Origin of the sequence: Paraburkholderia sp. BR10937 (assembly GCF_040965695.1) — a bacterium.
Classification (GTDB): domain Bacteria; phylum Pseudomonadota; class Gammaproteobacteria; order Burkholderiales; family Burkholderiaceae; genus Paraburkholderia.
In genome coordinates, this window is record NZ_JBFRCL010000013.1 from 124,772 (window position 1) to 150,184 (window position 25,413).

14 protein-coding genes and 1 pseudogene are annotated in these 25,413 nt (G+C 62.2%); 9 read left to right on the top strand and 6 right to left on the bottom strand.

Annotation, left to right across the window (positions count from 1 at the left end; translation table 11 throughout):
• Positions 1-22: 22 nt before the first annotated feature.
• The 4 genes from AB4Y44_RS13470 to AB4Y44_RS13485 are packed head-to-tail and all read right to left on the bottom strand — an operon-like array spanning position 23 to position 9,899.
• A complete protein-coding gene (locus AB4Y44_RS13470; RefSeq protein WP_368699844.1) occupies positions 23-1,186 on the bottom strand; it encodes a response regulator in 1,164 nt (387 codons plus the stop codon).
• Positions 1,174-4,173 (bottom strand): response regulator, encoded by a 3,000-nt coding sequence (locus AB4Y44_RS13475; RefSeq protein WP_368699845.1) that lies wholly within the window; start codon positions 4,171-4,173, stop codon positions 1,174-1,176. The genes AB4Y44_RS13470 and AB4Y44_RS13475 overlap by 13 nt, the downstream gene beginning before the upstream one ends.
• 12 nt (positions 4,174-4,185) lie before the next feature.
• Positions 4,186-9,189, bottom strand: a complete 5,004-nt coding sequence (locus AB4Y44_RS13480) for an AAA family ATPase (RefSeq protein ID WP_368699846.1) — start codon at positions 9,187-9,189, stop codon at positions 4,186-4,188.
• A gap of 29 nt (positions 9,190-9,218) precedes the next feature.
• Positions 9,219-9,899, bottom strand: coding sequence for a response regulator transcription factor (locus tag AB4Y44_RS13485; protein WP_368699847.1), 681 nt, complete (start codon positions 9,897-9,899; stop codon positions 9,219-9,221).
• A 445-nt stretch (positions 9,900-10,344) separates the two neighbouring features.
• Here AB4Y44_RS13485 and AB4Y44_RS13490 point away from each other — a divergent pair, with 445 nt between their 5' ends.
• The 3 genes from AB4Y44_RS13490 to AB4Y44_RS13500 all read left to right on the top strand — a co-directional run bounded on the left by AB4Y44_RS13490 (position 10,345) and on the right by AB4Y44_RS13500 (position 14,978).
• Positions 10,345-11,799, top strand: coding sequence for a winged helix-turn-helix domain-containing protein (locus AB4Y44_RS13490; protein ID WP_368699848.1), 1,455 nt, complete (start codon positions 10,345-10,347; stop codon positions 11,797-11,799).
• Positions 11,800-11,850: 51 nt separating this feature from the next.
• Positions 11,851-13,398: an ATP-binding protein gene (locus AB4Y44_RS13495; protein WP_368699849.1), complete on the top strand. Its 1,548-nt coding sequence runs from the start codon at positions 11,851-11,853 to the stop codon at positions 13,396-13,398.
• A gap of 149 nt (positions 13,399-13,547) precedes the next feature.
• Positions 13,548-14,978 (top strand): NAD-dependent succinate-semialdehyde dehydrogenase, encoded by a 1,431-nt coding sequence (locus AB4Y44_RS13500; protein ID WP_368699850.1) that lies wholly within the window; start codon positions 13,548-13,550, stop codon positions 14,976-14,978.
• 68 nt (positions 14,979-15,046) lie between these two features.
• Here the strand turns inward: AB4Y44_RS13500 and AB4Y44_RS13505 are convergent, their stop codons facing one another.
• Positions 15,047-15,274 (bottom strand): hypothetical protein, encoded by a 228-nt coding sequence (locus AB4Y44_RS13505; RefSeq protein WP_368699876.1) that lies wholly within the window; start codon positions 15,272-15,274, stop codon positions 15,047-15,049.
• Between AB4Y44_RS13505 and AB4Y44_RS13510 the strand changes: the two genes are divergently transcribed.
• From AB4Y44_RS13510 to AB4Y44_RS13525, 4 genes and pseudogenes are all read left to right on the top strand, one after another.
• A complete protein-coding gene (locus AB4Y44_RS13510) occupies positions 15,243-16,049 on the top strand; it encodes an alpha/beta fold hydrolase (protein ID WP_368699873.1) in 807 nt (268 codons plus the stop codon). The genes AB4Y44_RS13505 and AB4Y44_RS13510 overlap by 32 nt on opposite strands.
• Positions 16,050-16,429: 380 nt before the next feature.
• Positions 16,430-17,840, top strand: a pseudogene (locus AB4Y44_RS13515) (class II fumarate hydratase).
• A gap of 187 nt (positions 17,841-18,027) precedes the next feature.
• Positions 18,028-20,040: an FUSC family protein gene (locus AB4Y44_RS13520; RefSeq protein WP_368699851.1), complete on the top strand. Its 2,013-nt coding sequence runs from the start codon at positions 18,028-18,030 to the stop codon at positions 20,038-20,040.
• 110 nt (positions 20,041-20,150) lie between these two features.
• Positions 20,151-20,903 (top strand): phosphate/phosphite/phosphonate ABC transporter substrate-binding protein, encoded by a 753-nt coding sequence (locus AB4Y44_RS13525; protein ID WP_368699852.1) that lies wholly within the window; start codon positions 20,151-20,153, stop codon positions 20,901-20,903.
• Positions 20,904-20,946: 43 nt separating this feature from the next.
• Here the strand turns inward: AB4Y44_RS13525 and AB4Y44_RS13530 are convergent, their stop codons facing one another.
• Positions 20,947-21,669, bottom strand: a complete 723-nt coding sequence (locus tag AB4Y44_RS13530; protein WP_368699853.1) for an enoyl-CoA hydratase/isomerase family protein — start codon at positions 21,667-21,669, stop codon at positions 20,947-20,949.
• 165 nt (positions 21,670-21,834) lie between these two features.
• Here AB4Y44_RS13530 and AB4Y44_RS13535 point away from each other — a divergent pair, with 165 nt between their 5' ends.
• Positions 21,835-24,060 (top strand): ABC transporter permease subunit, encoded by a 2,226-nt coding sequence (locus AB4Y44_RS13535; RefSeq protein ID WP_368699854.1) that lies wholly within the window; start codon positions 21,835-21,837, stop codon positions 24,058-24,060.
• A gap of 62 nt (positions 24,061-24,122) precedes the next feature.
• Complete coding sequence (locus AB4Y44_RS13540; protein WP_368699855.1) at positions 24,123-25,406, top strand: sugar ABC transporter substrate-binding protein; 1,284 nt, start codon at positions 24,123-24,125, stop codon at positions 25,404-25,406.
• The last annotated feature ends 7 nt before the right edge of the window (positions 25,407-25,413 follow it).

Consider the following 25,413-nt stretch of genomic DNA (forward strand, 5'->3'; position numbering starts at 1 on the left):
GCCTCGTCGCGCGAAGGGCGGATCATTCCGCTCTTCGCATCGTCATGGTGGCGGTGAGGCCCGGATTGTTGTCGGCGAACACCAGCGCGCCTTGATGGAGCGTGGCGACGGCCTTGACGAGCGCGAGACCCAGGCCGACGCCAGGTGTCCCTCTGCTGCGGTCGCCCCGATAGAAGCGTTCGGTGACTCTGGCGCGCTCGGCGACGGGGATGCCGGGGCCGTCGTCGGCAACCGTAATCTCGATCGCGTCCGGGGTCTCGCCGAGTGAAACCGCGACCTCGCCGCCTTCCTGCGCGAACTTGAGGGCGTTGTCGATGAGATTCCCGATCGCCTGCGCCATCAACAGCGGGTCGACGACGGCCATCAACTGGCCTTGCTTGCGCAAATGGAGCACGAGCGAAATGCCGCGCAACTCCGCGACGGGCTGATAGAACTCGACCGCATCGGAAACGATGGCGGTCAGGTCGACTTCGACAAAGCCCGAGCGGCGCACGCCGGCGTCGATCTCGGCGAGGCGCAGCAGCGCATTGAAGATGCCGATGACACGGTCGACGTCGGCGACGGCCACTTCGAGCTGATTCAACGTCTCGTCGTCGCCTTTCTTTTTGAGTCCGAGCATCAGGATTTCGAGTCGCGAGCGCAGCTCGGCAAGCGGCGTGCGCAGGTCGTGAGCGATCGCGTTCGAGACGTGCTTGACCGCGCCGAGCACTTCGAGCAAGGCGTCCTGCGCGCGAATGCGTGTCTTGATCTCCTCTTCGAGCCGCACGTTCTGCTCCTGCTGCGTGCGTTGCAGCGCGCGCAGCTTGAGATGCGTCTGCACGCGTACAGCAACTTCCTCCATCTGCAACGGCTTGGTGACGAAGTCCATCGCGCCCACGCGAAAGCCGTTGATCTTGTCCTCGGTCTGCGATAACGACGTCATGAAGATGACGGGAATATCGCGTGTTACCGGATTTTCCTTCAGCGCACGGCAGGTTTGAAATCCGTCGAGCCCCGGCATGATGACATCGAGCAGGATGAGATCGGGCTTGACGATTTCGGCACGGCGCAGCGCCTCCTGGCCGTCACGCGCCACCGCCGCGCGCAGACCTTCTGCTTCGAGCGTTTCGACAACGAGACCCAGGTTCGCCGCGGTGTCGTCCACGACGAGCACCACGGGAGCGTCATCGCTCTTTATTTCTCCCATTGTCCTTTCCCTTCACTGTTGAGATAGCGTTCAATCAAGGAAAGCAAGGCCTGCGATTCATAGGTCATCGCGAGCTGCCGCAATCGCGCGGCGAATGGTTCGTATCGCTGGTTCAGCGCCACGAGGTGATCGGCTTGCCGATGGATATCGCGCATGGAGCCCAGCAATGCGTAGCGGTGCAACTGCGCGAGTTCGCTTTGAGGCGGTGCGACGATCGGCTGGGCCGGTTGCTCCGGGTGGCCCGCCTTGTCGGATTGCGACGCAGCTTGCTGGAGTGTCATGCCGAGCAAACCGGCGATCGCCTGGAGCAGTTGGGCCAGATCGATCGGCTTGTCGAGGAAGAGACTCGCGCCCGCCTCGATATTGGCGCGTGCGTTTTGCTCGGATGCGTCGGCCGAGACGACGATAACGGGCATGGCCGCGAGATCGACTGACTTGCGCAGGCTGCGCAGCACCTCGATGCCGCCCATCACGGGCATGACCGTGTCGAGGATCATCAGATCCGGTTTGTTCGAGGCAATTTTTTCGAGCGCGTCGCGTCCGTCCGCGCTTTCGATGACTTCGAAGCCCGTGCGCTCCAGCACGTCGGCGAGCAGGCGCCGGTTGGTCGCAACGTCGTCGACGAGGAGAATGCACCGTCCCGCGCCGTCCAGACGGCCGCTTTCGAGGCTCGTTGCGCACACATCGACCTCCAGCGCGGAAGCGGGCGCCGCGAGTTCGAACCAGAACGTGCTGCCTTCTCCCACGGTGCTCGTCACATAGATCTCGCCGCCCATCATGCGCACGAGCTGCCGGCTGATCGCGAGACCGAGCCCCGCACCGCCGGTGCGCCGCACATTATCGCCTGCCTGCTCGAACGGTTGAAAGATCGCCTCCAGCCGATCGGCGCTGATGCCGATGCCGGTATCGTGCACGTCGAAGCGCAGCCGGTCCGCTTCGCCGGGCCTCACAGAAAGCCGGATTTCCCCGCGATCGGTGAATTTGACCGCATTGGCGAGCAGGTTGAGCAGCACCTGCCGCAGACGGCGTTCGTCCACGCGCACCACGGCGGGCAGGTCCAGCGCAGGAACGTAGTCGAGCACGAGATTCTTCTGTTGCGCGCGCACGCCAACGATCTCGGCGATGGTTTCGAGAAATGCGCCCAGCGACACGTTTGTCACCTGAAGCTCCAGCTTGCCCGCGCCAAGCCGGGTGAAGTCCAGAATGTCGTTGATGAGTGTGAGCAGATGATGGCCGCTCTGTTCGATTACGCCGACGCCGGCCAGTTGCCGCGCATCGAGTCCCGAATCGCGCAGCAGCATCTGCGCATATCCCAGAATGCCGTTCAGCGGCGTGCGCAGTTCGTGGCTGATGTTCGCAAGGAACTGGTCCTTGGCCCGGTTGGCGGATTCCGCCGCTTCCTTGGCAATCCGCACCGTTTCTTCGAGCGCCTTGCGCGCCGAAATATCCTGGATGATGGCGATGACATGGCTGGGTTCGCTGGCTGTGCCGTGCTGAAGCGCGAGCGAAAGGCTAACCCAGATCAGTGCCTCGTCGGCGTTCACGAGGGGCACTTCTTCCGAGCAGTGGGCAATTTTCCCTCCCGTCAACAGGCGGAATTTCTCCTCGCTGGCGTCCCGATACTCCGCGTGAACGAGCGCGTGCAGCCGCATGCGCTGCAGTGCGTCCCGCTCACGGCCGACGATCTCACACGCGCGCTGATTGACGCGCAGAAAGCGGCCGTCCAGATCGCAATGGGCGACGCCCACGGCGGCGTTTTCGAACGTGCCGCGAAAGCGCTCCTCGCTGGCGCGCAGCGCCTGCTCGGTCTGCTTGAGCTGCGTGATGTCCACGATGCTGCCGACGAAGCGCACTGGCTTGCCGCTCGCGTCGTGCCGCGCCGTCCCCCGAACCAGCACCCATCGATCGGTACCGTCGCGATGCCGCAGCCTGTTCTCGATTTCGAAGATGCCGTGACTGTCCGCGAGAAAAGTCGCCATGGCGCGGTCGGTGCTCGCGCGATGGTCGGGATGCAGAACGCTCATGTAGGCTTCGTAGTCGAGACGCGCCTGGGGCGTCCCGAAGCCGAGCCATTCGTAGATATTCGAAAAGCGCGCGAAGCCCCGCTTGTAGTCGCCTTCAGGCATGTCGATTTCCCACACGCCCACGTTCGACCCGTACATCGCCATTTCGAGCCGGGCATTCGTCTCGCGCAAAATCCCGGCTTCCTCGGCGCGGCGCTTTTGCGTCACGTCGCGAAACACGATCACAACGCCGATGGTCTCGCCGCGTTCGTCGGTCATGGGCGTACCGGTGCTTTCGACCGGTATTTCGCTGTCGCTGGGCGTAAGCAGGACGGCGCGGGCCGGCAACCCGCGCTCGCGGTCGTCGCGCAGCACCGCCGCCATCGGGTCCGCAATCGGGGCGCGCGTGAGTTCGTCGAGCAGGCGGAACACACCGGCGAGCGGCCGCCCGGCCGCCTCTTCGCGTCGCCACCCGATCAGCGCCTCGCCTGCCGGGTTCACGAAGGTCACGAGCCCGGCAGCGTCCGTTGCGATCACACCGTCGCCGATGCTCGAAAGCGTGACGGCGTAGCGCTGCTCGCTCTCACGCAGGCGCCGTTCGGCGCGATACTTGTAGAGCGCCATCTCCACGACGGTGCGCAGCTGGATGTCGTCGAATGGCTTGAGCACGTAGCCGAACGGCTCCGCCTGGGTGGCGCGCTGAACGGTTTCGTCGTCGGCATAGGCGGTGAGAAACACCACCGGCACGTCGCACAGCTCGCGAATCTGCCGCGCCGCGTCGATGCCGTCGAGCTTGCCTTCGAGCCGCACGTCCATGAGTACCAGTTCGGGCGCGAGGCCGTTCTGTGCCTGCGCCACGAGCGCAACCGCTTCTTCGCCGCTCACCGCGCTGCCGACCACGCGGTAGCCGCTGCGGGTCAGTTGTTGCGCGATGTCTCGCGCAACAATCCGGTCATCCTCGACGATCAAGATTCGTGCGGTCATGGCGAGTGTCGATCAGGGTTCGGCGGCGGCGTCGAAATGAATCGTGAATGTGGTTCCCTGCTGCTGGCTGACGTCCACGCTGCCGCGCAACTGCAGCACGAGATCGTGCACGAGCCGCAGGCCGAGCGTTTCGTCGCGCTCGAAAGAGAATTCCGGCGCGAGCCCCACGCCGTCGTCCGCCACGCGCAACTCACAGCGATGACCGTCCAGCGCGCGCAGGCCGATGTTGAGCACGCCGCCGCGCTGAGCGGGGAAAGCATGCTTGAGCGCGTTGGAGACGAGTTCGTTGATGATCAGGCCGCACGAGACCGCGCGATTCATGTCGAGCTGGACGTCGTCGACGGCGATCTGCATGTCGACGCCCAGCCGTCCCATGTCGTAGACGCGGGCAAGGTGACCGCATAGCGTTTTCACGTGGACCGTCATGGGAATGCGCGCGAAGTTGCCCGCGCGGTACAGGTTTTCGTGAACCATGGCCATCGAGCGCACGCGATTGCGGCTGTCCGCGAACAGCTCGGCGACGGCTTTGTCCTCGACGCGTTCGGCCTGCAGGTTCAGCAGGCTGCTGATGAGTTGCAGATTGTTTTTGACGCGATGATGCACTTCGTGCAGCAGGGCATCCTTTTCCGCGAGCAGCGTCTGCTTTTCTTCGAGCGACGCGTTTTCGAGCGAGATCGCCGCCTGCGAAGCCAGCAGCCTGAGCACGGCGAGCCTTGCCGGCGTGAACGCGCCGGGCGCGAGTTCGTTTTCCAGGTACAGCACGCCTATCAGTTTCGACTGCTTGACGAGCGGCAGTGAGAGCACCGAGCGCGAACGGTTGGCGACGAAATATTCATCGGCATAGAAGGCTTCATCCGCCGAAGCATCGTCGATCAGCACCTGGCGGCGCATCCTGATGCTTTCATGGAGCACCGACTCGGCCAGATCCCGCGGCGAGACCGGTTTGCGTTCGATGCTCACGTCCGTGCCCTGGCGCGTCGCCACGGCCACGGCTTCGATCCACAGCTTTTCCTCGCGCGGCAGAACGAGCAGGGCGCGCCGTGCCCCGGCGTGTTCGAGCATGATGGTCATCAGCGTATGGATCAGGCGGCCGGGAACGAGTTCGGCCGAGATCGCCTGAGAGGCCTTCATGACGGTATCGACGTCGATATGGCCGGCTACGGTGTCCGGAGTCGGTCCGTATGCGGCTTGCTCCCGAAGCAGCTCGGGATAGCGCCTGTCGAGTTCTTTTACCCGCGCAATCGCCCCCCAGCGCAGCCAGCCGAGCCGCGCATTGCGCAGATACATGCCGGCAATGGTCGTGAAGCCCCGCTCCAGGTAGAACATCGCGGCAATGTCCTGGGCGAGCGCTTCGTTGTGGACGAAGCCATACTCGCGTGCGAGACGGATGGCTTCTTCGTAGCAGCGCATTGCATCGAAATCGCGGCCTTGGAGGCGGGCGATTTCGCCGCGCACCAGCGCCGCGCGGCTACCGAAATTACTCGGGCAGTACCTGGCCCACAGTTCGAGCTGATGGTGGTGTGCCGCAAGTTTCTCCAGATTCTCCGCTTGCGCGTCGCCTTGGGCTTCGGCGTGCCAGCGTGCACGCGTGAGCGCGGCGAAGAACTGGAATTCGGCCATCTCGAAGTGCCCGGAAGACGTCCACAGGAGTGGGGCCGCCTTGTTCCCGGCATCCATCGCACTCCTGATGTCGCCGGCCAGATAGCGCGCCTGCTGCTTGCGTATCCAGTACCAGCAGGCGGCGATCGCGAGGCTCGGGTCGCTTTCGAGTCGCCGCTCGAACGCATCGTCGCAGAAGGGAGCATGTTCGTCGCCGGGATCGGCCGTGCCGGCGCGCAGCGAACGGATCAAGGCCAGTTGCGCCGTGATGATATCGACGATCAGGCCGAATTTTGCCGCCTGGACGATCTGCAGACGCCGTATCGCCTCCTGTTCCACCTCGCCGAGCGACTCGCCGGCGGCGAGCAGCGTGGTGACCGTGCAGCAGCTGCTAAAGCCGATATAGGTCAGGTCGCCGGCTTCGCTCGCGGCTTCGAATGCGAGGCGCAGCAGCGGAATGCCCGTGCGGATGGGCTTGGTCCACGGCGTGACGTGATAGGCGAAACACATGTAGACGCGCGCCTTGAACCGGTCCAGCCCGCGCTTGTCGACGAGCGCGAGCCCGAGCTGACCAAAGCGGTAGCCGGCGTCGTAATCGTCGAATAGCGGTCCCGCAACCATGCCGAGGTAGGCATAGCCGAGCGATGACGCGTCGCTGTTGCCATGCGCGAGGCTCAGATTCGCCATGCGGCAAAGCACGAGGCAGACGAGATTCTCGTCGCTGAAAAATGCCGGCGGCAACACGGCCGTGAGCACGTTCATCGTCGCGGTCATTTCCGTGTCGCCGAGCAACGGTAGATCGACGAGCGCTTCGATCGGTGCGTTGGCGATGCCATCGAGAAGCCGGTCGTATTCCTCGCGAGCGGCGCTGCGACCGGGGTGCGCGACCCAGTCGATACCGACATGCCGCAAATAGCTCAGACAGGTTTCGACAGCCACGTTGACCTGATCGAGCGCGGTATAGAGCGTGATGCGCAGGAACGTGATGGCTGCGCGGTCGCATAGGGTGCGCGCGCGCTGATCGAGCATCGAGAGTCGCTCCTTGCTGCTTTCCGTGGCGCCGGTCAGGAATTCGCATTCGGCGCGCTGCGTTTCCAGCAGAAACTTGCGCGCGTAGTGATGATCCCATTCGTCTTCGCCCAGCAGTTCGCTGCCGACGGCAAGGTAGGTGAGCGCCGAGCCGTACGCCGATGAGGCGCGAGCGCGTCGCCCGGCCTCGAGGTTGAAATCGACGACCCGTTCGCGCTCCTGCGAGGTATCGATGAGCGCGAGGACGCGGTTGTACTGGTTGACGATTTCGAAGACGTCACGCTCCTCGTCGGTTGGCGCCTGCGCGGCGAGAATGCGGCCGATGCGCAAATGGGCGCGCGCGCGCTCGTCCTCGTGAATCAGATCGTAGGTCGCTTCGTGCACCCGGTCATGCACGAAAGCGAAACCATCGCGGCGGCGATATAGCAAACCCGCTTCCACGCCGCCGGCGAGTGTCGCCTCCACATCGGACCCGGTCATGCCGCTGATGCGCGCGAGCAGCGCAGAACTCGCACGGCCGCCCAGGCAGGCGAACTGCGTGAGCAGTTGCTGGGTTGGCGCCGGCAGCCGTTCGATCTTCTCCACCATCAGATCGACGATGCTCTGCGCGAAGCTGGCCGCGCGCAACCGGTCGCTGTCCCAAAGCCAGATGCGGCGTTCGCGATCGAACACGAGATGATGCTCGTCGCTCAGGAACTTCAGGAACTGCACGACGTAGAACGGGTTGCCTCCCGTTCGTTCGAAGACCAGTTTGCTCAAGTCGCGCAATTCGGTGCGCGTGGTTTTGAGCGCGTCGCCGATCAGTCGCGAAACGTCGTCGAATTGCAGCGGCGCGAGCATGATTTCATCGACATGCGTACCGGTCTGCCGGATGGAATCGATCGACTGTCTCAGAGGATGCGTGAATCCCACCTCGTTGTCTCGATACGCACCGACCAGCAGCACATTTCGCACTTCGGACTCGCATAGTCGTTCGAGCAAGGCGAGCGTGGCGGCATCGCTCCACTGCAGGTCGTCGAGAAACAGCACGAGTGGCCGTCCTTCATGCGGAAACGCGCCGATGAAGCGCGTAAAGACGGCGAGAAAGCGCGTGCGGGCGTCCTGGGGCGGAAGTTCCTGAACCGGTGCCTGCGGCCCGATGATCTGTTCGAGTTCGGGAATCAGGCTGGTCATGAGCACGCCGTTTGCGCCGAGCGCGTCGACGAGGCGCGCACGCAAGCCTTCGCGCGCGGCGGGACTGCTGTCGATCACCTGCCGGATCAGATCCTGGAATGCTTGCGCGAGCGTGGCGTAGGGAATATCGCGCTTGTAGCGCTCGAACTTGCCGGACGCGAACCACCCGCGCGAGCTGGACGCCGACGTCGCGCGCAGGCTGTTGACGAGCGTCGACTTGCCGATTCCCGAATAGCCGGACACGAGCGCAAGCACAATCTCTTTATGCCGGACCACACGGCTCAGCGCCGCTTCGAGCATTTCGACCTGCTTTTCGCGGCCGTAAAGCCGAAACGGATAGTGCAACTGGTCTGGCGAATCGGCCGCGCCCAGTTCGAACGATTCGATGCGGCCTGACTGGCGCCAGGCGTCGAGGCAACGGCGCAGATCGTGGGCGAGCCCCTCTGCGGTCTGGTAACGCTGTGCGGCGTCCTTGGCCAGCAAACGCGCAATGATGTTGTTGACTGGGTCGGGCACGGCGGCGCCCATGCATTCGGAAACGGGAATGGGCATTTGCGCGGTGTGGCAGTGCAGCCATTCCGAAGTGGAGCTCGCGCGATAGGGCAATTGACCCGTGAGCATTTCATGGAAGACAACGCCCAGCGAATAAAGATCGGCGCGCGAGTCGGACCATCGGTTCATCAGGCCCGTGCGTTCGGGAGAAAGATAGGCGAGCGCTTCGCTCGCGAGCATGGGCGGATCGCGTACGGGGCGCTCGCGCGGCTCGGGGGAAACGAGGCCGAGACCGGTGAGGGCGACTTCCAGCGTCTGCTCATCGAGAAGGATGTTGCCCGGCCGGATGTCGTTGTGCGTGAGCCCACGGTCGTGCAGCGTGCAGAGCGCCGCGACGAGGTTTGTCGCGACGGCGAGAAAACGTTCGAGCGGGAACGGGCCTTTGAGCGCGGTGCGCAAGGGGATGCCGCCGGGATCTTCGAGCACGAGCGTGACATTGCCATGGTCTTGCAGCAGCGAATGCGGCATGGCAACACGCGCGTCCTGGAGCGCGGCGCGCATCCGGTAGGCGCGTTCGAGGCGCTCCTGGCTTTCGGGCAGCGGCCGGTAGGCGGACAACGTAACGGTCAGCCAGCTCTGGCTTTCCCCATGGCTGCGCAGGCGCGAGAGGACGAACTGGCCGTCGTCGCTCAGGTTCGTTCGATCGTAGTCCGTCAGCCTCATGGTTGCGCCCTCGCGAGAGACGCCTCGATTCAAGGATTGGCCGTCAGCATGTAACCCGCATTGCGGACCGTTCGGAGCATGGAGCGCTCAAACCCGGTGTCGATCTTCTGTCGCAGCTTGCTCACGTGCACGTCGATGACATTGGTTTGCGGATCGAAATGGTATTCCCAGATGTTTTCGAGCAGCATCGTGCGCGTCACGACCTGTTCGGCGTGGCGCATCAAATACTCGAGCAGCTTGAACTCGCGAGGCTTGAGGACGAGCGCCTTGCCGTCGCGTGTGACCTTGCGCGAGAGAAGGTCCATGCAGAGTTCCCCGACTTTCAGGGTCGTATCAAAGTGATTGTCCTGGCTGCGCCGCGCCAACGCCTCCAGCCGCGCCACGACTTCGCCAAAGGAAAACGGTTTCACGACGTAGTCGTCGCCGCCCGCCTTCAGGCCGCGAATGCGTTCGTCCACTTCGTCGAGTGCGCTCAGGATCAGCACCGGGACCTTGTTGCCCGACGCGCGCAGCGCCGCAACGATGCCGAGCCCGTCGATGCCGCCAGGAAGCATGCGGTCGAGAATGATGGCGTCGTAAGCCTCCCCGATTGCGAGCGCCATGCCATCGCGGCCATTGTCCGCCCAGTCGACGACATGGCCGGTTTCGTGCAAGCCCTTCTTCAGGAAGCCTGCCACCTGCTGATTGTCTTCGACCAGGAGTATTTTCATGTCCATTACTCGCGGTCAGTGCAACGAGCGCCATACGCGCGCTGTCACACAGACCACTGAAGCACGGCGGGCGGGCGCCCAGGATCCTGCCGCTTCGGCCACTTATTATCGCGCGCAGCACGCGGGTGAGGCTTCGACGGCAGATTAAATTTTTTTAACGTAGCCGCCTCGCCGGACCAAACTCGCGCGGCTACTGAGATGCGAAAAGGTTGAGATGTCGCCTTAAATAAGATTAACGTTTCGGCCACCTTCTGCATAGCTGCGCCGGCCTAACATGGCAGCGTGATTTTTTCCGTGTAGCGCCATGAGCCAGATCGTCCTTTCGTGCCAGGCAGCGGAAGCGGCGGGCGCGCCTTCCGAATGGCGTGCGCCTTGTGTTCAACCTGCTTTCGAAATCCTAACGATTGATGGCGCGACGCGCGAGCTCTCGCTTGCTGAGGGAACTATGCGCCATGAGGCAAGCCGCGCGAGCGCAGTATTCGATTCGGTGTTTGAATTCGGACCGTTTACTTTCATGCCGGCGCGGCGGTTGCTGCTCGACGGCGAATCGCGCGTGCGGATTGGAAGCCGTGCCCTCGAGCTATTGGCGGTGCTGGTGGAACATGCCGGCGAAGTCGTGACGAGGCAGGAGTTGATGGCCCGCGCCTGGCCGAGGTCCGTCGTGGACGAGGGCAATCTCAAGGTTCAAATCGCCGCCTTGCGCAAGGCGCTCGGAGAAACGAGCCTCGGTGAAAGCTATCTGGCGACGGTCGTGGGGCAGGGTTATCGGTTTGTGGCGCCCGTGAGAGCGAGGACGCCTCTCGCGGACAACGCGCGGCCCCGCGAACGCCAGGGCGCCGCGCACAACGTGCCCGCGGGCCTCACGCGGCTGATGGGCCGAACGGCGGACATCGTAGCCATACTCGCGCAGCTGCCGTGTACGCGCATCATGACGGTGACGGGCGAGGGCGGCGTCGGCAAGACCAGCGTCGCGCTGGCGGTCGCCCGCTCGATCGTTGAAACGTCCCATTACGACGTTTGGTACGTCGACCTTTCCGCGCTTGCGGACCCGCGCTTCGTGCCGTGCGCGATCGCGACCGCGGTTGGCTTGACCGCGTATTCAAGCAATATCGCCTCGGCGCTCTCGGCATACTTTTGCTCGCGCAGCCGTCCGCTGTGGCTCGTGCTCGACAACTGCGAACATGTCGTCGAAGCCGCGTCGGCAGTCGCAGGGCGGCTGGTCTCGTCGGCGCCGCGCATGCGAATTCTCGCCACGAGCCGCGAACCGCTTCGTGCGACCGGAGAAAAAGTGTACAGGCTCGCGCCGCTCGGGAGTCCGGTCGAATCGGCGGGGCTCAGCGCGAACGAAGCGCTTCGGTACCCGGCAATCCAGCTCTTTGCGGAGCGGGCGGCGGCTCGCTGCAGCGACTTCGCGCTGGGCGACGACAACGCGCCCGTGGTCGCCGAAATCTGCCGCCGGCTCGATGGCATTCCGCTGGCGATCGGACTGGCGGCCGCGCGTCTCGATGCGTTTTGCGTTCGCGAGCTGCTGGCCCAGCTCGACGACCGTTTCATCGCGCTCGGCAGCGGTCAGCGTACGGGCGCGCAGCGGCACAGGAGCTTGCTGGCGACGCTCGACTGGAGCCATCAATCGCTGACTGAAGTCGAGCGTCTCGTCTTACGGCGCCTCGGCGTGTTCGCCGGCGCGTTCAGCCTCGATGCGGCCATGACGGCTGCGGCCGACGAGGAACCTCAGGCGGCTCGAGTCAGCGCCGCGCTGGCGAGCCTGGTTGAGAAGTCATGGGTAACGGTCGAGCAGGACGGCGACCACGTGCGCTACCGGCTATTGGAGACGACGCGCCATTACGCCCGCCGCAAGCTCGCCGAGGCGGGCGAGATCGACCTGGTAGCCCCGCGATAAGCGTTGAGACTGGCTGTTGAGCATTCCTGGGTGACGGTAGCTGGGGCGAAAATGAATGTGCTGCTCGCGGTAGACAATGTTCGCGTTGCCCGCCATCTCGAGGCTGGGTTGCTCAAGGCCGGCCATTGCGTGGAATTCGCCGAAACCGGGCGCAAGCGAATCTTTCTCGCTGCCATTGAAACCTACGATGCGATCATCTGGAACCGGAACCTGCCCGGCACGGTTGCCGGAATCGGCGTGGTCTCGACACTGCGGAGTTCGAGCAGCGAGATACCGATTCTTCTGATCAGTGAACCGGCGTCCGCAAGCGGGCGCGCACGAGATCGAGGCGAAGGCGCGGCCGAGCGTGATGACGATCCCGTGCAGTTTGCGGAATTGCTCGCGTGGCTCGATGTATTGGTCGGGTCGTCACGCGGCCGTCTGCCTGAAGCCGGGCGACGCTCCGGGAGTGTGCGCGACGGGAATCGGGAGGGAATGCACGCGCAAGCTCGGCTGGAGGAAGTCGAATCCATGCTCGCTCAAGTGCAGAGACTGAGCGAGACGGAAAGCTGGTGGTGGAATATTGAAACCGGTGAAATAAGCCCGGCTCTGAAAATCGGGGCAATGCTCAGACTCGTCGCGAAAGGGACGACAAAACAAACGATAAGCGGCTTGCTGGACGCCATGCATTCAGACGACAGGCCACGTGTTTCAGCGGTGATTTCCGGGGCGATAGAGAAGCGACAGGATTTCGACGTGCAATTCAGAGTCGTTGACGAGGATGCAATACGATACTTTCGTACCGTCGGCGAGGGGCGACGAAGCGAAAGCGGTGACCTGTACTACCTGTGCAGCAGCATGGACGTGACCGGGCGAGAGCGGCGCAAGGAAGCCCTGCGCCGCGCCGAGGCGGAGATTGCGCACCTGGCGCGGGTGCATGCGCTCGGAAAGGTTACATCGTCTATCGTGCATGAAGTGAATCAGCCGCTTTCCGCCATCGTGACCTATGGGACCGCCGCATTGCACTGGCTGCACCGCGATCAGCCGGATGTCGATGAGGCAAGCATTGCCATGAACAGAATCATCCGCGATGCCACTCGCGCCAGGGACGTCATTGCGCGAATACGCCGGCTCTCGAAGAGCGGACTGCCGCAGAAGACCCGATTTTCGATCACGGAGGTTATCGAAGAGACGCTGACCCTGCTCGCCCGCGACCTTCACACGAGACACATCACGATCGACTACGCCGTCTCGCACGCACTGCCAGAGGTCTCGGGCGATCGAGTGCAGATCCAGCAAGTCCTGATCAATCTCATTCTGAATGCCATCGAGTCACTCGAAGCGGTTCATACGCAGATGCGGGCGATCACCGTTTCGGCAGAGGCGGTGAACGCGGGCCAACTGCGCGTGGTCGTGCGTGACAACGGACCGGGCGTCGCCCCCGACGCCAGAGAGCGGCTGTTCGAGCCATTCTTTTCGACCAAGGACGAAGGCATTGGCATGGGGCTGTCGATCTGCCGTTCGATCATTCAGGCGCACAACGGCGCACTGGCCTTGCTGTCGACGCAAGAGCCCGGTGCGGCATTCGAATTCGTGCTGCCTGTCACGCAAACCGCTTGAGCGAAGGGTATATCGGGCGCTTGCGCATTTCCCCGTGCGCTTCGAAAAGCGCCCGGAAGACACTGGACGTAACATGCTCTGGTCCGGGCGCGCGTCGCGCCAGGGCATACGCGCGCACGCGTGGTATGAGCGGCAATCGGAAAAGTTGCGTGTTCAACGTTATCGTGGAGACGACGATGAAGAGTGACGTGGCGGCACTGGAGGATGCATCGGTATCGCGCAACCCGGCAACGGGCGAGGTCATCATGACCTACCCGCTTCAGCGGCCTGACGAAGTCGAGCAGATGCTGGCGGAAAACGCGGCCGCTGCCAGCCGCTGGCGCGCCACGACGATGACGGAACGCGTCACCTGCTACCGGCGGCTCGCATCGACACTGCGTGAAAGACTCGAACCGCTGGCGCTGCTGGCGACGAGCGAGATGGGCAAGACGATCGGCGCCGCGCGTGCCGAGGTCGAAAAGTGCGCAGCGGCGGTGGACTGGTTCAGCGAACACGGTCCCGCGATTCTGGCCGACGAGCCCGCGCCCGTGGATAACGGCGATCGCGTGTACGTGTCCTTTCTGCCGATCGGCACCGTGCTCGGCGTGATGCCGTGGAACTTCCCGTACTGGCAGGTCATGCGCGCCGCGGCGCCCATCATGTTGTCGGGCAACGGCTTTATCCTGAAGCACGCGCCGAACGTCATGGGCTGCGCGTATGCGCTTCAGCAAGCCTTCGAGGCGAGCGGATTTCCGAAGGGGGCGTTCGGCATCCTGCACGTCGGCAACGAGATGGTGGCGCGGGTCATCGAAGACCCGCGCACCTCGGCAGTGACGGTGACGGGCAGCATGCGGGCCGGTTCCGCAGTCGCGTCGATCGCGGGCAAGGCGCTCAAGAAGAGTCTCCTCGAACTCGGTGGCGCCGATGCGTTCATCGTGCTCGCGGACGCCGATCTCGACCGCGCAGTGGAAGTCGGCATCGAGGCGCGGTTCCAGAACGCGGGGCAGGTGTGCCTTGCCGCGAAGCGCTTTATCCTGGAGCGGCCGATTGCGGAAGCCTTCACGCGCAGATACGTCGCCGCGGCGTCGAAAGTCAAGGCCGGTAATCCACTCGATCCCGCCACGACGATCGGACCGATCGCACGCAGCGATCTTCGTGACGGCGTGCATGACCAGGTAGTGAGAACGATAGCGAGCGGCGCGAAGGTGCTGCTTGGCGGCAAGCTGATCGAAGGCCCGGGCTTTTTCTACGAGCCCACGGTGCTAGGCGATGTCGCGCCGGGAATGGCCGCATTCGACGAAGAGATTTTCGGACCCGTCGCCGCGCTCACGGTGGCGGACGATCTGGAGGACGCGATCCGTCTTGCCAATATGAGCGACTACGGGCTGAGCAGCGATCTGTGGACGTCGGACACCGCGAAGTCGAGCGAGATCGCCAGACGCCTCGAAACCGGTGGCGTGTTCGTGAATGGGTTTAGCGCTTCGAATCCGCGCCTTCCGGTGGGAGGCGTGAAAAAGAGCGGGTATGGGCGGGAACTCTCGCATTTTGGTTTGCGCGAATTCGTCAATGCGCAGGGCGTCTGGATCAAGAAGGTGCCGTGAATAAAATGCGTGCGTTGCCGAAAGAACGATAACGTTTGCCTCGATACCATGATGGTGTGTTGGTCGCCTCAACCATCGTCCTGAAAAAAAGGGGAAATCGTGGCTACATCAAGCGCAAACCATTCATCGGATCGCCGGTACGTGTTGACCGCGGGAGCGGGCGCGGCAGTCGCGGCAATCGCGGCGCCGGCCGTTGCCATGGCAGAAGCGACCGTTGGCAACGGGCACACGCACACCGCTTCCCGCCATGCCGCCGACTCGGTCATGGCCAAAGACGGCACGCGAATTTTCTTCAAGGATTGGGGCAGCGGAAAGCCAGTGGTGCTTTCGCACGGCTGGCCGCTCGACGCGGACGCATGGGATGCCCAGATGCTGTTCCTCGTGCACAACGGCTACCGCGTGGTCGCGCACGATCGCCGCGGCCACGGGCGCTCTGGCCAGTCTGCGTCGGGCAACGACGTGGACACCTACGCCGACGATCTCGCAACTGTGATCAACGCACTCGACCTGAAGGGGGCGACGCTCGTCGGCCACTCGATGGGCGGCGGCGAGGTCGCACGCTATATCGGTCGCCACGGAACGTCGCGGGTGGCCAAGGCCGTGCTGATCAGCGCCGTCGTGCCATACATGGTCAAGACCGACAACAATCCGGACGGCTTGCCTGAGTCCGCATTCGACGGCATCCGCAAGAACCTGACAGGCAACCGGTCCGTGTTCTTCAAGAACCTGGCGCTGCCTTTTTACGGCTTCAACCGGCCGAATGCAAAAGTCGAGCAAGGCACCATCGACGAATTCTGGCGCGAGGCGATGGGCGGGTCGATCGTGGCACAATATCAATGCGTCAAGCAGTTCGAGGTGGATTACACCGGGGACCTGAAGAAGTTCGATGTGCCGACGCTGGTCCTTCACGGCGACGACGACCAACTCGTGCCGGTCGACGTTGCAGGGCGGATGACGGCGAGAATCGTGAAGAATGCAACCTTGAAGGTTTATCCGGGTGGGTCGCACGGCATGTGCACGACGGAGGCCGACAAGGTCAATGCCGATCTGCTCGCCTTCTTGCAAGGCTGATCCAGGGCTTTAGCGCCGCCGCGCAGGCACTCGGTATCTCCAACTCCGTCGCAAGCGAAGGAAATCGAAAGCCAACGCGATTTGTGCCTCTCGGCTGACTTCGATAGCCATTGATGCATCACGGTTGATAAGTGGCCGCCGCGAATCCGGATTGTGATCGGATTCGCGCGGCCCTTGCCGCATTCGCATACCTGAATTGACTCCCGCAAAGCGATCGACTTTGAATTCCAGTGCGTTTCAGGAAGATCGACGCGCGAAACGGTCCCATACTTTCCTCGACAGGGTGGGTAGCACCCGTAAGAGGCAAGCAAATGAACCGCAGACAAATGATGCAAACGACGCTCCTCGCATCGCTTGCCGTGGGTGGCAGTTCCGCGTGGGTGTCGGCCGAGGGCGCGGAGCAACCGGAGCCCGCCGCGGGCTTTCGTGAGGAAAGCGATAGCCTCGGCGTCGTCAATGTGCCGGCAGACAAACTGTGGGGCGCGCAAACCCAGCGCTCGCTTCAGCATTTCAGTATCGGCGACGATCTGATTCCGCGTGAAATGATCATTACCTACGCGATCCTGAAAAAGGCGGCGGCCAACGTCAATTTCAAGGAACAGCGGCTGGGTGCGACTCAGCGCGATCTCATCGTCAAGGTGTGCGACGAGATACTCGCCGGCCAGCATCACGACATGTTTCCGCTGCACGTATGGATGACCGGCAGCGGTACGCAGTTCAACATGAACGTCAACGAGGTGATATCGAATCGCTGCTGTCAACTCGCCGGCACGCCGCTCGGCAGCAAGACTCCCGTGCATCCGAACGATCATGTGAACATGTCGCAGTCGTCGAACGATTCGTTTCCGAGCGCCATGTATATGGCAGCGGCAATCAACGTCAAGGAGCGGCTCGTGCCGACGGTTACCGCCTTGCGCGACGCGATTGGTGTAAAGGCGGTTGCCTGGAAGGACATCGTCAAGATCGGGCGCACGCATATGCAGGACGCGACTCCAATCACGCTGGGTCAGGAGTGGTCCGGCTACGAGGGCATGCTCACCGACAACCTGGAGCGGCTCGACGATGCGCTAAAGGGCGTCTATCGCCTTGCGCTCGGCGGCACGGCGGTTGGCACGGGCCTGAATTCCACGCCCGAATTCGCGGGCGCCGCCGCTGCCGAGATTGCCCGCCTGACGAATCTCCCGTTCGTCACGGCCCCGAACAAGTTCACCGTGCAAGGCGCGCACGATGCGCACGCTCGCGTGCTCCCTCTACAAGATCGCCAACGACATTCGGCTGATGTCGTGCGGGCCGCGCGCCGGATTCGCAGAACTGATCATTCCGGAGAACGAGCCGGGCTCGTCGATCATGCCGGGTAAGGTCAATCCGACGCAGGCCGAGGCGCTCGCGATGGTCGCGACGCAAGTGATCGGCGACGATGTGGCAACGGGGATCGGGGGCGCAAGCGGCTATCTGGAGATGAACGTCTACAAGCCGCTGATCATCTTTGACATCATGCATTCCATCGCCATCGTGAGTGACTCATGCACGAACTTCCGCAAGTTCCTCGTGGAAGGGACGAAGCCGAACCTGGCGAAAATCCAGCAAGATGTCGACCGCTCGCTGATGCTCGTGACGGCACTTTCGCCGGTTATCGGCTATGACAAGTCGTCGAAGATCGCGCACTATGCATACGACAACGATCTCACGCTCAAGCAGGCCGCCCTGAAACTCGGCTATGTGACTGAAGCGCAATTCGACCAGATCGTCGATCCCAGGAAAATGGTCAAGCCGTACGTAGCGCATCAATAGATTGTCGATCGCGGTTACGGTCTGCAGGGCCCACACGCCACCTGGCAGGCGCACTCGCGCACGAATTGCCCGGCTTTCCGTGCTACGCTAAGCGCGCTTCGAAAGCGCGCGAGCGCGCCGGGCCGCCATTTCTCGACGACGCGGTGTCATGCCATCCAGTTCCACGTCTGCATAAAGCGAAGGCGTCATGGACAACCTTGCCAGGCTGGTCTCGATCGTCAGTCGCCGGACTTCCAGGGCGGAAGGCCATGTCTTTGCCGTCACGCCCGAGCGCGTGGCGATTGCGGAGGGCGTGCGTGCCGCCCTCGCGATGGCGCCGATGCTGGCCGCGGCAATGCTGCTGGCACGACCCGAGGTTGCGCTGGGCGCCGTCGCGGCGTTCTGGAATTGCCTGTGCGATCCCCAAGGGGAGAAAGCCGCACGCCTCAAGGCGATGGGCACCTTCACGATCCTGGGGGGCATCGTCATGCCGCTCGCTGCCTACGCCGCGAGTTGGGGCTATATCGCGAGCCTCGTCACGTTGTTCGTCCTGGTCTTCCTGTGCGGACTGGCACGATCCTACAAACCGGCGCTTGGCCCGATGCCTACGCAGGCAGGTCTCGTTGCCTCGCTCGCCGTCGTCATTGGGGTTGCGTTGGCCAGACCTTTGCCCGGCGCCCTCGAACTGGCCGGATATTTCCTGCTTGGTTCCGTCTGGACCATGCTGTTCTGCGTCTTCCTCTGGCCGATTCCGTTCCGGCAGTCCGCCAATCTGATGCTGTCGACGGTCTTCGGAAGACTGGAGTTCATGGCGGGCTTTTTGCTGGCGCTGGATCCTCTCCCAGGTATGAATGTCACCGGTTGGGAGGAGTTCGATACCGTGCACCGCCGGGGCGTACGCATGTCGATCGAACGGGGAAGGGCATTGGCGGCGCTCGACACCAGCAGTGGATCGCGTCTCGGGGTGTATATCGACACGGCGGCCAGAATCTTTTCCGCGTTGATTGCCCTCGGTCATTCCCGGCGCATTGCCGAGGCGCCCCTCAGCGCGAAATCGCGGCACCTGCTGCAAGGACTGCAGGAGGTGCTAAAGGGGTTGAGCGCCCATGCCCTGCTGGATCGTCCGCTGCCCGATGCGCTGGTCATGCAGTCGAACGCGCTCGTGCGCCAGGCTGTCGGTCGGGACGAGATGGCAGCGCGATCCGTGACGTTTGCGGCGAGCGCCATTGTCCGCCTCGCTGAGGGCGGCTTCGCCCCGGTCGTCGGCAGCAAGGCGTCTCCGGTCGCCGAAGCGCGTTCCCGCCAGATCGTGGACTCGCTGGTTTGGCGCCACGCCCTGAGAGTTGCGATGGCAACCGTGGTCGCTTTTGTCATCGGCACCTGGCTGAACGTCGCGCTCGCCTATTGGGGCGCGCTCGCGGCCATCATCGTGACACAACCGATTTCCTCCAACACCTGGCTGCGCGTTCTGGAGAGAGCGATCGGCAGCCTCCTTGGCGGACTGATTGCCGCGGCACTTCTGGCGACGTTGCCGGGTCCGGGTGCCGTGCTCGTCGCCATCCTGCCGCTTGCCGCTGCGGCCATTGCCTCGAGGCTGGTGAGCTACGGGTTGTTCGTGGTCTTTCTCTGTCCCATGTTCATGCTGGTTTCCAACTTCATTCACCCGACTGGCGGTTTGATTGCTGCACGCTTTTTCAATGAAATCATTGGTGCCGTCGTGGGCGTGGCGGCCAGCTTCCTCCTGTGGCCCGAGCGGAGCAGCGACGCGCTTACCGCAGCCGTTTCCGCGGCGATTTCTGCCAACATGCGCTTCGCGTCAGCCGCGCTGCGCCTCGACGCCGGCTCGGCAACCACGCTGGATGACCTGCAACGAGATGCCGGACTCGCGAGCACTCGCCTGGAAGCGGCACGAGAGCGCATGCTGCTGGAGGGACGTTGGCGATCCGCGTGGCTCGAGCGCCTGCGGGACGTCATCGTGGCCTTGCGCTCGGTTTGCGGTGCTGCCGCCGTGCTCGAGGTCCTGCGGGAAGGCGACCCCGACACGGTTGATCGCCAAAGGGCCGACGGCTACGACGCGATGACCATACAGCTGCTGCACGCGCTGGCCTCCCGGACCGCCTGGCAGTCACCGGCGGCTCAACCGGCCGGCGTTGCCGAAGACGACCTCGGGCAGGCAATCCGTAACTTGATAAGCGCTTTCAATGCCTACGTTTTCAGATAGCTGAGAAACGTGCAGTTCGACAAAAAGCATATTATTTTCGTCATCGCTACTTTGCCGATCCACATAGAATGACTTCGGCCTCATGTCTTCGCACAGGAAAGGGGGCAGCCATGGCAAAGCTGAATCTGACGTTTCTTCTGAACAGGAATCTGGATTTTCCCGTTACCGCGGAACCCTGGAAAAGTCTGTTGTCAGAGGCAGGCATGAACGCCGAGGTGACGACGGACATTCCGGAGATGAACCGGTCGCTCGAGGCGGGCAGCCCGAATATGGCCTACGTTCCAGGGGCGGGTTTCTGCGTGATGATGCGAAAGGGTAATCCGCACTATCGCGGACTCGTCATCGCAACATCGAAGTTCTCGGGTCAACCGGCTCAACGCACGCTCCTTGTGCTTCGTCACGACGATCAGGCAAATACGCTCGACGACCTTGAAGGATCGACGTACGGATACCTGAACAGGTCGTGTTCTTCCAGTTTCTTTCCGCCTGCCATCATGTTGAACGAGAAAGGTAAGAAGCTTGAAACCTTCTTCGAACTCAAGCAGGTTGCGGGGTGGCAGGACCGGGTCGATGCGGTTGTCGCGAAGTCCATTCGCGCAACGATGATTCTGGAAGACGTATGGAAGATGACACCCGCGAACGTGCAGACGACGAAGGTCATCGGTCAATATGATACTTGCGTACCCGCGGTTCTGATCGTACGCAAGGATCTCAGTCCGGACGTCGCGACAATATTTCGGGAACATCTCTTGAGCTACATGCCGGACTGGAAAAACGTCTACGGGGCGTTCCGGCCATTTTATTTCGCCGATATCCAGACCTTTTACCACCAGGTTTGCCAGCTGCCTGACGATGAGGTTTGATTGGCGTGACGTCGGGGCCGAAGGCAAAACCGTTGATGCACCGCTAACCGTGCTGCTCGAGCGCAAATCCGAGCGAGAACTGTGCGGCCTCGACGCTGTTCAATAGTTTCTTCGCTGCGCGCTGCCGATCGGATGGCAGCTCGAGCAGTTCTCCAACCAATGCATTCGTTGCGTCTTCGAGTTCGCTGTCCATCGCGAATTCAGTGGCAATGCCCCAGTCATAGGCCTGCACCCCACATATCAGTCGGGAGCGCATGACGATGTCCTTTGTCCGCCCGGTGCCGATCAAGCCACGCAGGCACGCCGCGCTTTCGAAGCCGACGACCCGGCCCGTGGTTTGCTCGGGAAGTCCGTAAAGTGTCGTTTCCGTGGCGAGCCGAAGGTCGCACGCAAGAGACAACTCGAACGCCGCGCCGAAGCAGTAACCTCTGTTTGCGGCAATGACCGGCTTGCTACAGCGCGATGGTGAGCTCAGCGCCCACGCGAGCCGCGACTCATGGTCTGTCGATACGTCAATACATTCGTGTTTGAAGTTCCCGCTGGAGAAGTGTTCGCCCGCGCCGCGCAGCACGATCACGCGGACGGCCGCGTCAGCGTCCAGAGTCTCGAATACGTGACGTATCTGCTCGCATTGCTTGAGGGACATCCGGTTGAAGGGCGACCGGTCGAGAACGATTTCGGCACTTGAGTTCTTCGGACTGAATTCGACGCGGAAGCCGTCGAACCGGGTTGGCAATCCGGGTGCCTGAAAGGCAAGCGTCGTCATGGTTTCCTCAGATGCTAAACCGCCCATCCTCGAGCGACGTATTCATATGAACATGCGAGGTGCTACCGGAATACGGGTGCGAATTCCGCTGATGGCGCGCTACAAGTGCGTAACACTCAATACCAATCTAACACGAGTTAGTCAATTTTCAACCGTGAAGTCACTATGAGTGAAAATGAGAAGATTTTGAGCGATTCAGCCTTGAAATCGCAAGCGACGAGCAATCGGCAATGGATCTTCACGCGGACCTGTGGTATTTCCTTCCTCGCTTCGCGAGCCGACTTCGCGAGGTTTGCAAATGACGCGCCCCAAACCGGACCGGCCCAAACTTCTCCCCCTCGTGCCGTTGACCTCTACCGCTCGCCGTACTTGAATGTTCCTCGCGAATTGGCTAGCCTGAATGCAGGCCTCATCAGGAAGGCCGCGTTTTATGCACGGACGCACGAAGGCGTCTTTTTTTTGCATCCAGGGCTAACGCGCGTTAGCCCTGCGATCTTCAGGAATGCCATGGCAACGGCTCCGGCAACAAGCGGTCGGTCGCTGATAGCAACCGTGCGTCCATCCACGCGGCAGCGCAACGGGGAAGCGCTCACGGCGTGGATGATGATCCTGCCTTCGCTGATCGGTCTCGTCGTGTTTTATCTGGTGCCAACGGTAAGGGCCATAGGTGTCAGCGCAACCGACTGGAACCTCATGTCTGCACCACGCGGCGTCGGACTGGATAACTATCGCGCAATGCTCACCGATGGCGAATTCTGGCACGCACTGATTCTGTCCGCATACTATGTGATCCTGAATATTCCGCTGCAGACCGCGTTCGGACTGCTGCTCGCCGTGCTGATGGACCGTCTATGTGGAGCGATTGCAATCCGCGCGATCGTGCTGTTGCCATTTCTTCTCTCCAATGTGCTCGTCGCGCTGATGTGGGTATGGCTCCTCGACCCAATGCTCGGTTGGATCAATGCGTTGCTCGGGGCAATCGGCCTTGCAAACCGGTCATTCTTCGGCTCACCGGTCGAGGCGCTCGCCACAGTCGCGGCCGTCAATACGTGGCGATATACAGGCATGGTCGCGTTGCTGTTTCTGGCCGGCATGCAGCGCATTCCCCGCTGCCTTTACGAGGCAGCAATACTGGATGGCGCCGGCGAATGGCAGCTGTTTCGCAGAATTACGGTTCCGCTGCTGCGGCCCGTGAAGTTGTTCGTGATCATTACGAGCATGACCGGTGCGTTCCAGATCTTCGACACGGTCGCCGTGGCGACACATGGCGGGCCGGCCAGCTCGACGCGCGTGATCGTCTACTACATCTACGAAAACGCGTTCAGGTTCCACAGGATGGGCTATGCGTGCGCCATGTCGATCGCATTGCTGTCCATCATGGCCGTGTACACCGTGGTGCAGATGCGGCTTTTTCGTGCAAGCGAGTCTGAGCTTGCTCTCTTGAGTTCCGATCTCGGCGCGCTCGATCACGCGGTCGCTGCGCCAACACACGTACGGCATATCAGCATGGGGCGAGTGCTTGCCTGGTGTGTGCTCGCGGCGATGATCGCCGTGACGGTGGTTCCGCTCCTGATGGTCCTGCGCACCGCGCTGACACCGCCCACTGATGTGTATACGTCAACGGGAAAATGGTTGTCTCCGGCATTCACGCTGGAGAACTTTCGTCGCGCCCTTGGATGGGTGAACGACGACATCGCGCTTGCCGATGGGGGATCGGGCGGCAACATCGATTTCCTGAGAGCGTTGCTGAATTCGGCGATCTTTACGGGGCTGGTCGTAATCGGTCAGGTCGTGTTCAGCGCCATGGCCGGCTATGCTTTCGCGCGCTTGCGTTTCCGGGCGCGCGAGTCGTTGTTTGCACTGTTCCTCGTCTCCTTGATGCTGCCGAATATCGTTCTGTTCATTCCAAACTTCATTCTGATCAAGGAACTAGGTTGGCTCAACACCTATGCAGGCATGGTGGCGCCGTTTTTTCTTGTATGGGCGTTCGCGATCTTCTTTCTCCGCCAGGCATTCTTGTCGATTCCTCGCGAGCTGGAGGAGGCAGCACTGCTCGATGGGGCATCGCACTGGAAGATATTCTGGAGCATCGTGCTTCCGGTCAGTTGGGCGCCGATTGCGACCGTCGCGATTCTATCGGCCGTCAATGCCTGGAATGAATTCCTTTGGCCGTTCATCGTGGCGAACGCCGACGACATGCAGGTACTGACCGTTGCCTTGCAGGCGTTCAAGTCGCAAGCGCCCCAGGGCGCTCCCGACTGGACCGGCCTGATGGCTGCCGCATGTCTGGCCGCTCTTCCGATGCTTGCCTTGTTGATTGCTTTCGGGCGCTATGTGGTCGACAGGCGGGCGGCAAAGAATGAGTGGCTTCGAGTCCGGACGCGCATATGAAGATTCCTTCGTTCCGCAGCAGGCGATATCCGATCCCGCAGGTCGTTGCGGTGTTTACCGCGATGGCCACGGCGATCGTCGCGCATGCGGCTGGCACCGTCGAAATCAGGTACGCGCTCTGGGATGCGAATCAGCGACCTGCCTATCAGGCGTGCGCCACGCAGTTCGAGAAAGAGAACCCCGGAATCCATATCAGGATCTCGCAAGTCGGATGGTCCGACTATTGGACGGTGCTCACGACGCAGTTCGTGTCAGGCACGGCGCCCGATGTATTCGCCAATCACTTGATGAAATATCCAGAGATGGTCACCAACGGGCAACTCGTCGATCTGGCTCCGTACATCCAGCGCGACAAGGTCGCGACTGGCGGTTTCTATCCCGCATTGCTGTTGAACTGGTCGAGGAACGGACATCAATACGGCTTGCCGAAGGACTGGGATACCGTAGCGCTGGTCTACAACAAGCAGATGTTCAAGGATGCGGGCATCGACCCGGCAGCGATCTCGGGCTGGACATGGAATGACCGGGACGGCGGTACATTCGGGAAGGCAATCGCGCGGCTGACGATCGACGCCAACGGCAATCGCGGAGATTCGAAGCAGTTCGACGCGCAGCACGTCAAGGTGCGCGGGTATCAGATCGGACGGGCGGGCGGCATGATGGGGCAGACCGAATGGAGCGCGTTTGCGGTGTCCGAGGGCTTCAGATATAACGATGGCCCCTGGACCACTCACTATTACTACGACGATCCGCGGCTGGCGCGCACGCTTGAATGGATCGTAAGCCTGATGAAGAAGGGCTATTCGGCGCCCTTCGAAGAAGCCAGCAAGCTGGGAAGTTCGGCCATGCTTGCCGCGGGGAAGGTAGCAATGGTGAGCGACGGCTCGTGGATGGTCAACTGGTACGCACAGAACGCCAGATTCGAGGTCGGATACGCGGTGCTACCCAAAGGTCCGGCCGCGCGCGCGACCATGTTCAACGGGCTGGCGGACTCGATCTGGAGCGGCAGTGCGCATCGGGAAGAGTCGTGGAAGTGGGTCAGGTTCCTGGGTTCCGCGACTTGCCAGAAGATCGTTGCACAGACTGGCGTCGTGTTTCCGGCAATACAGGGCCTCGACCGGATCACGGTCGACGTTCATGCGAAACGCAATATCGATACCCAGGCCTTCCTCGATATGAGGCAGGCAACGACATACCAGCCTCCCGTCGCAACGGGCGCCGCGCAGATCGACGCGATCATGGATGCGACCATTGAATCCATTTTCCTGGGCCGCGCCGATGCCGCCACAGCGCTCAAAGAGGCCAATGAGAAGGTTAACGCGGTCGCGCGACACCAGGGCGATTGAGTCACGC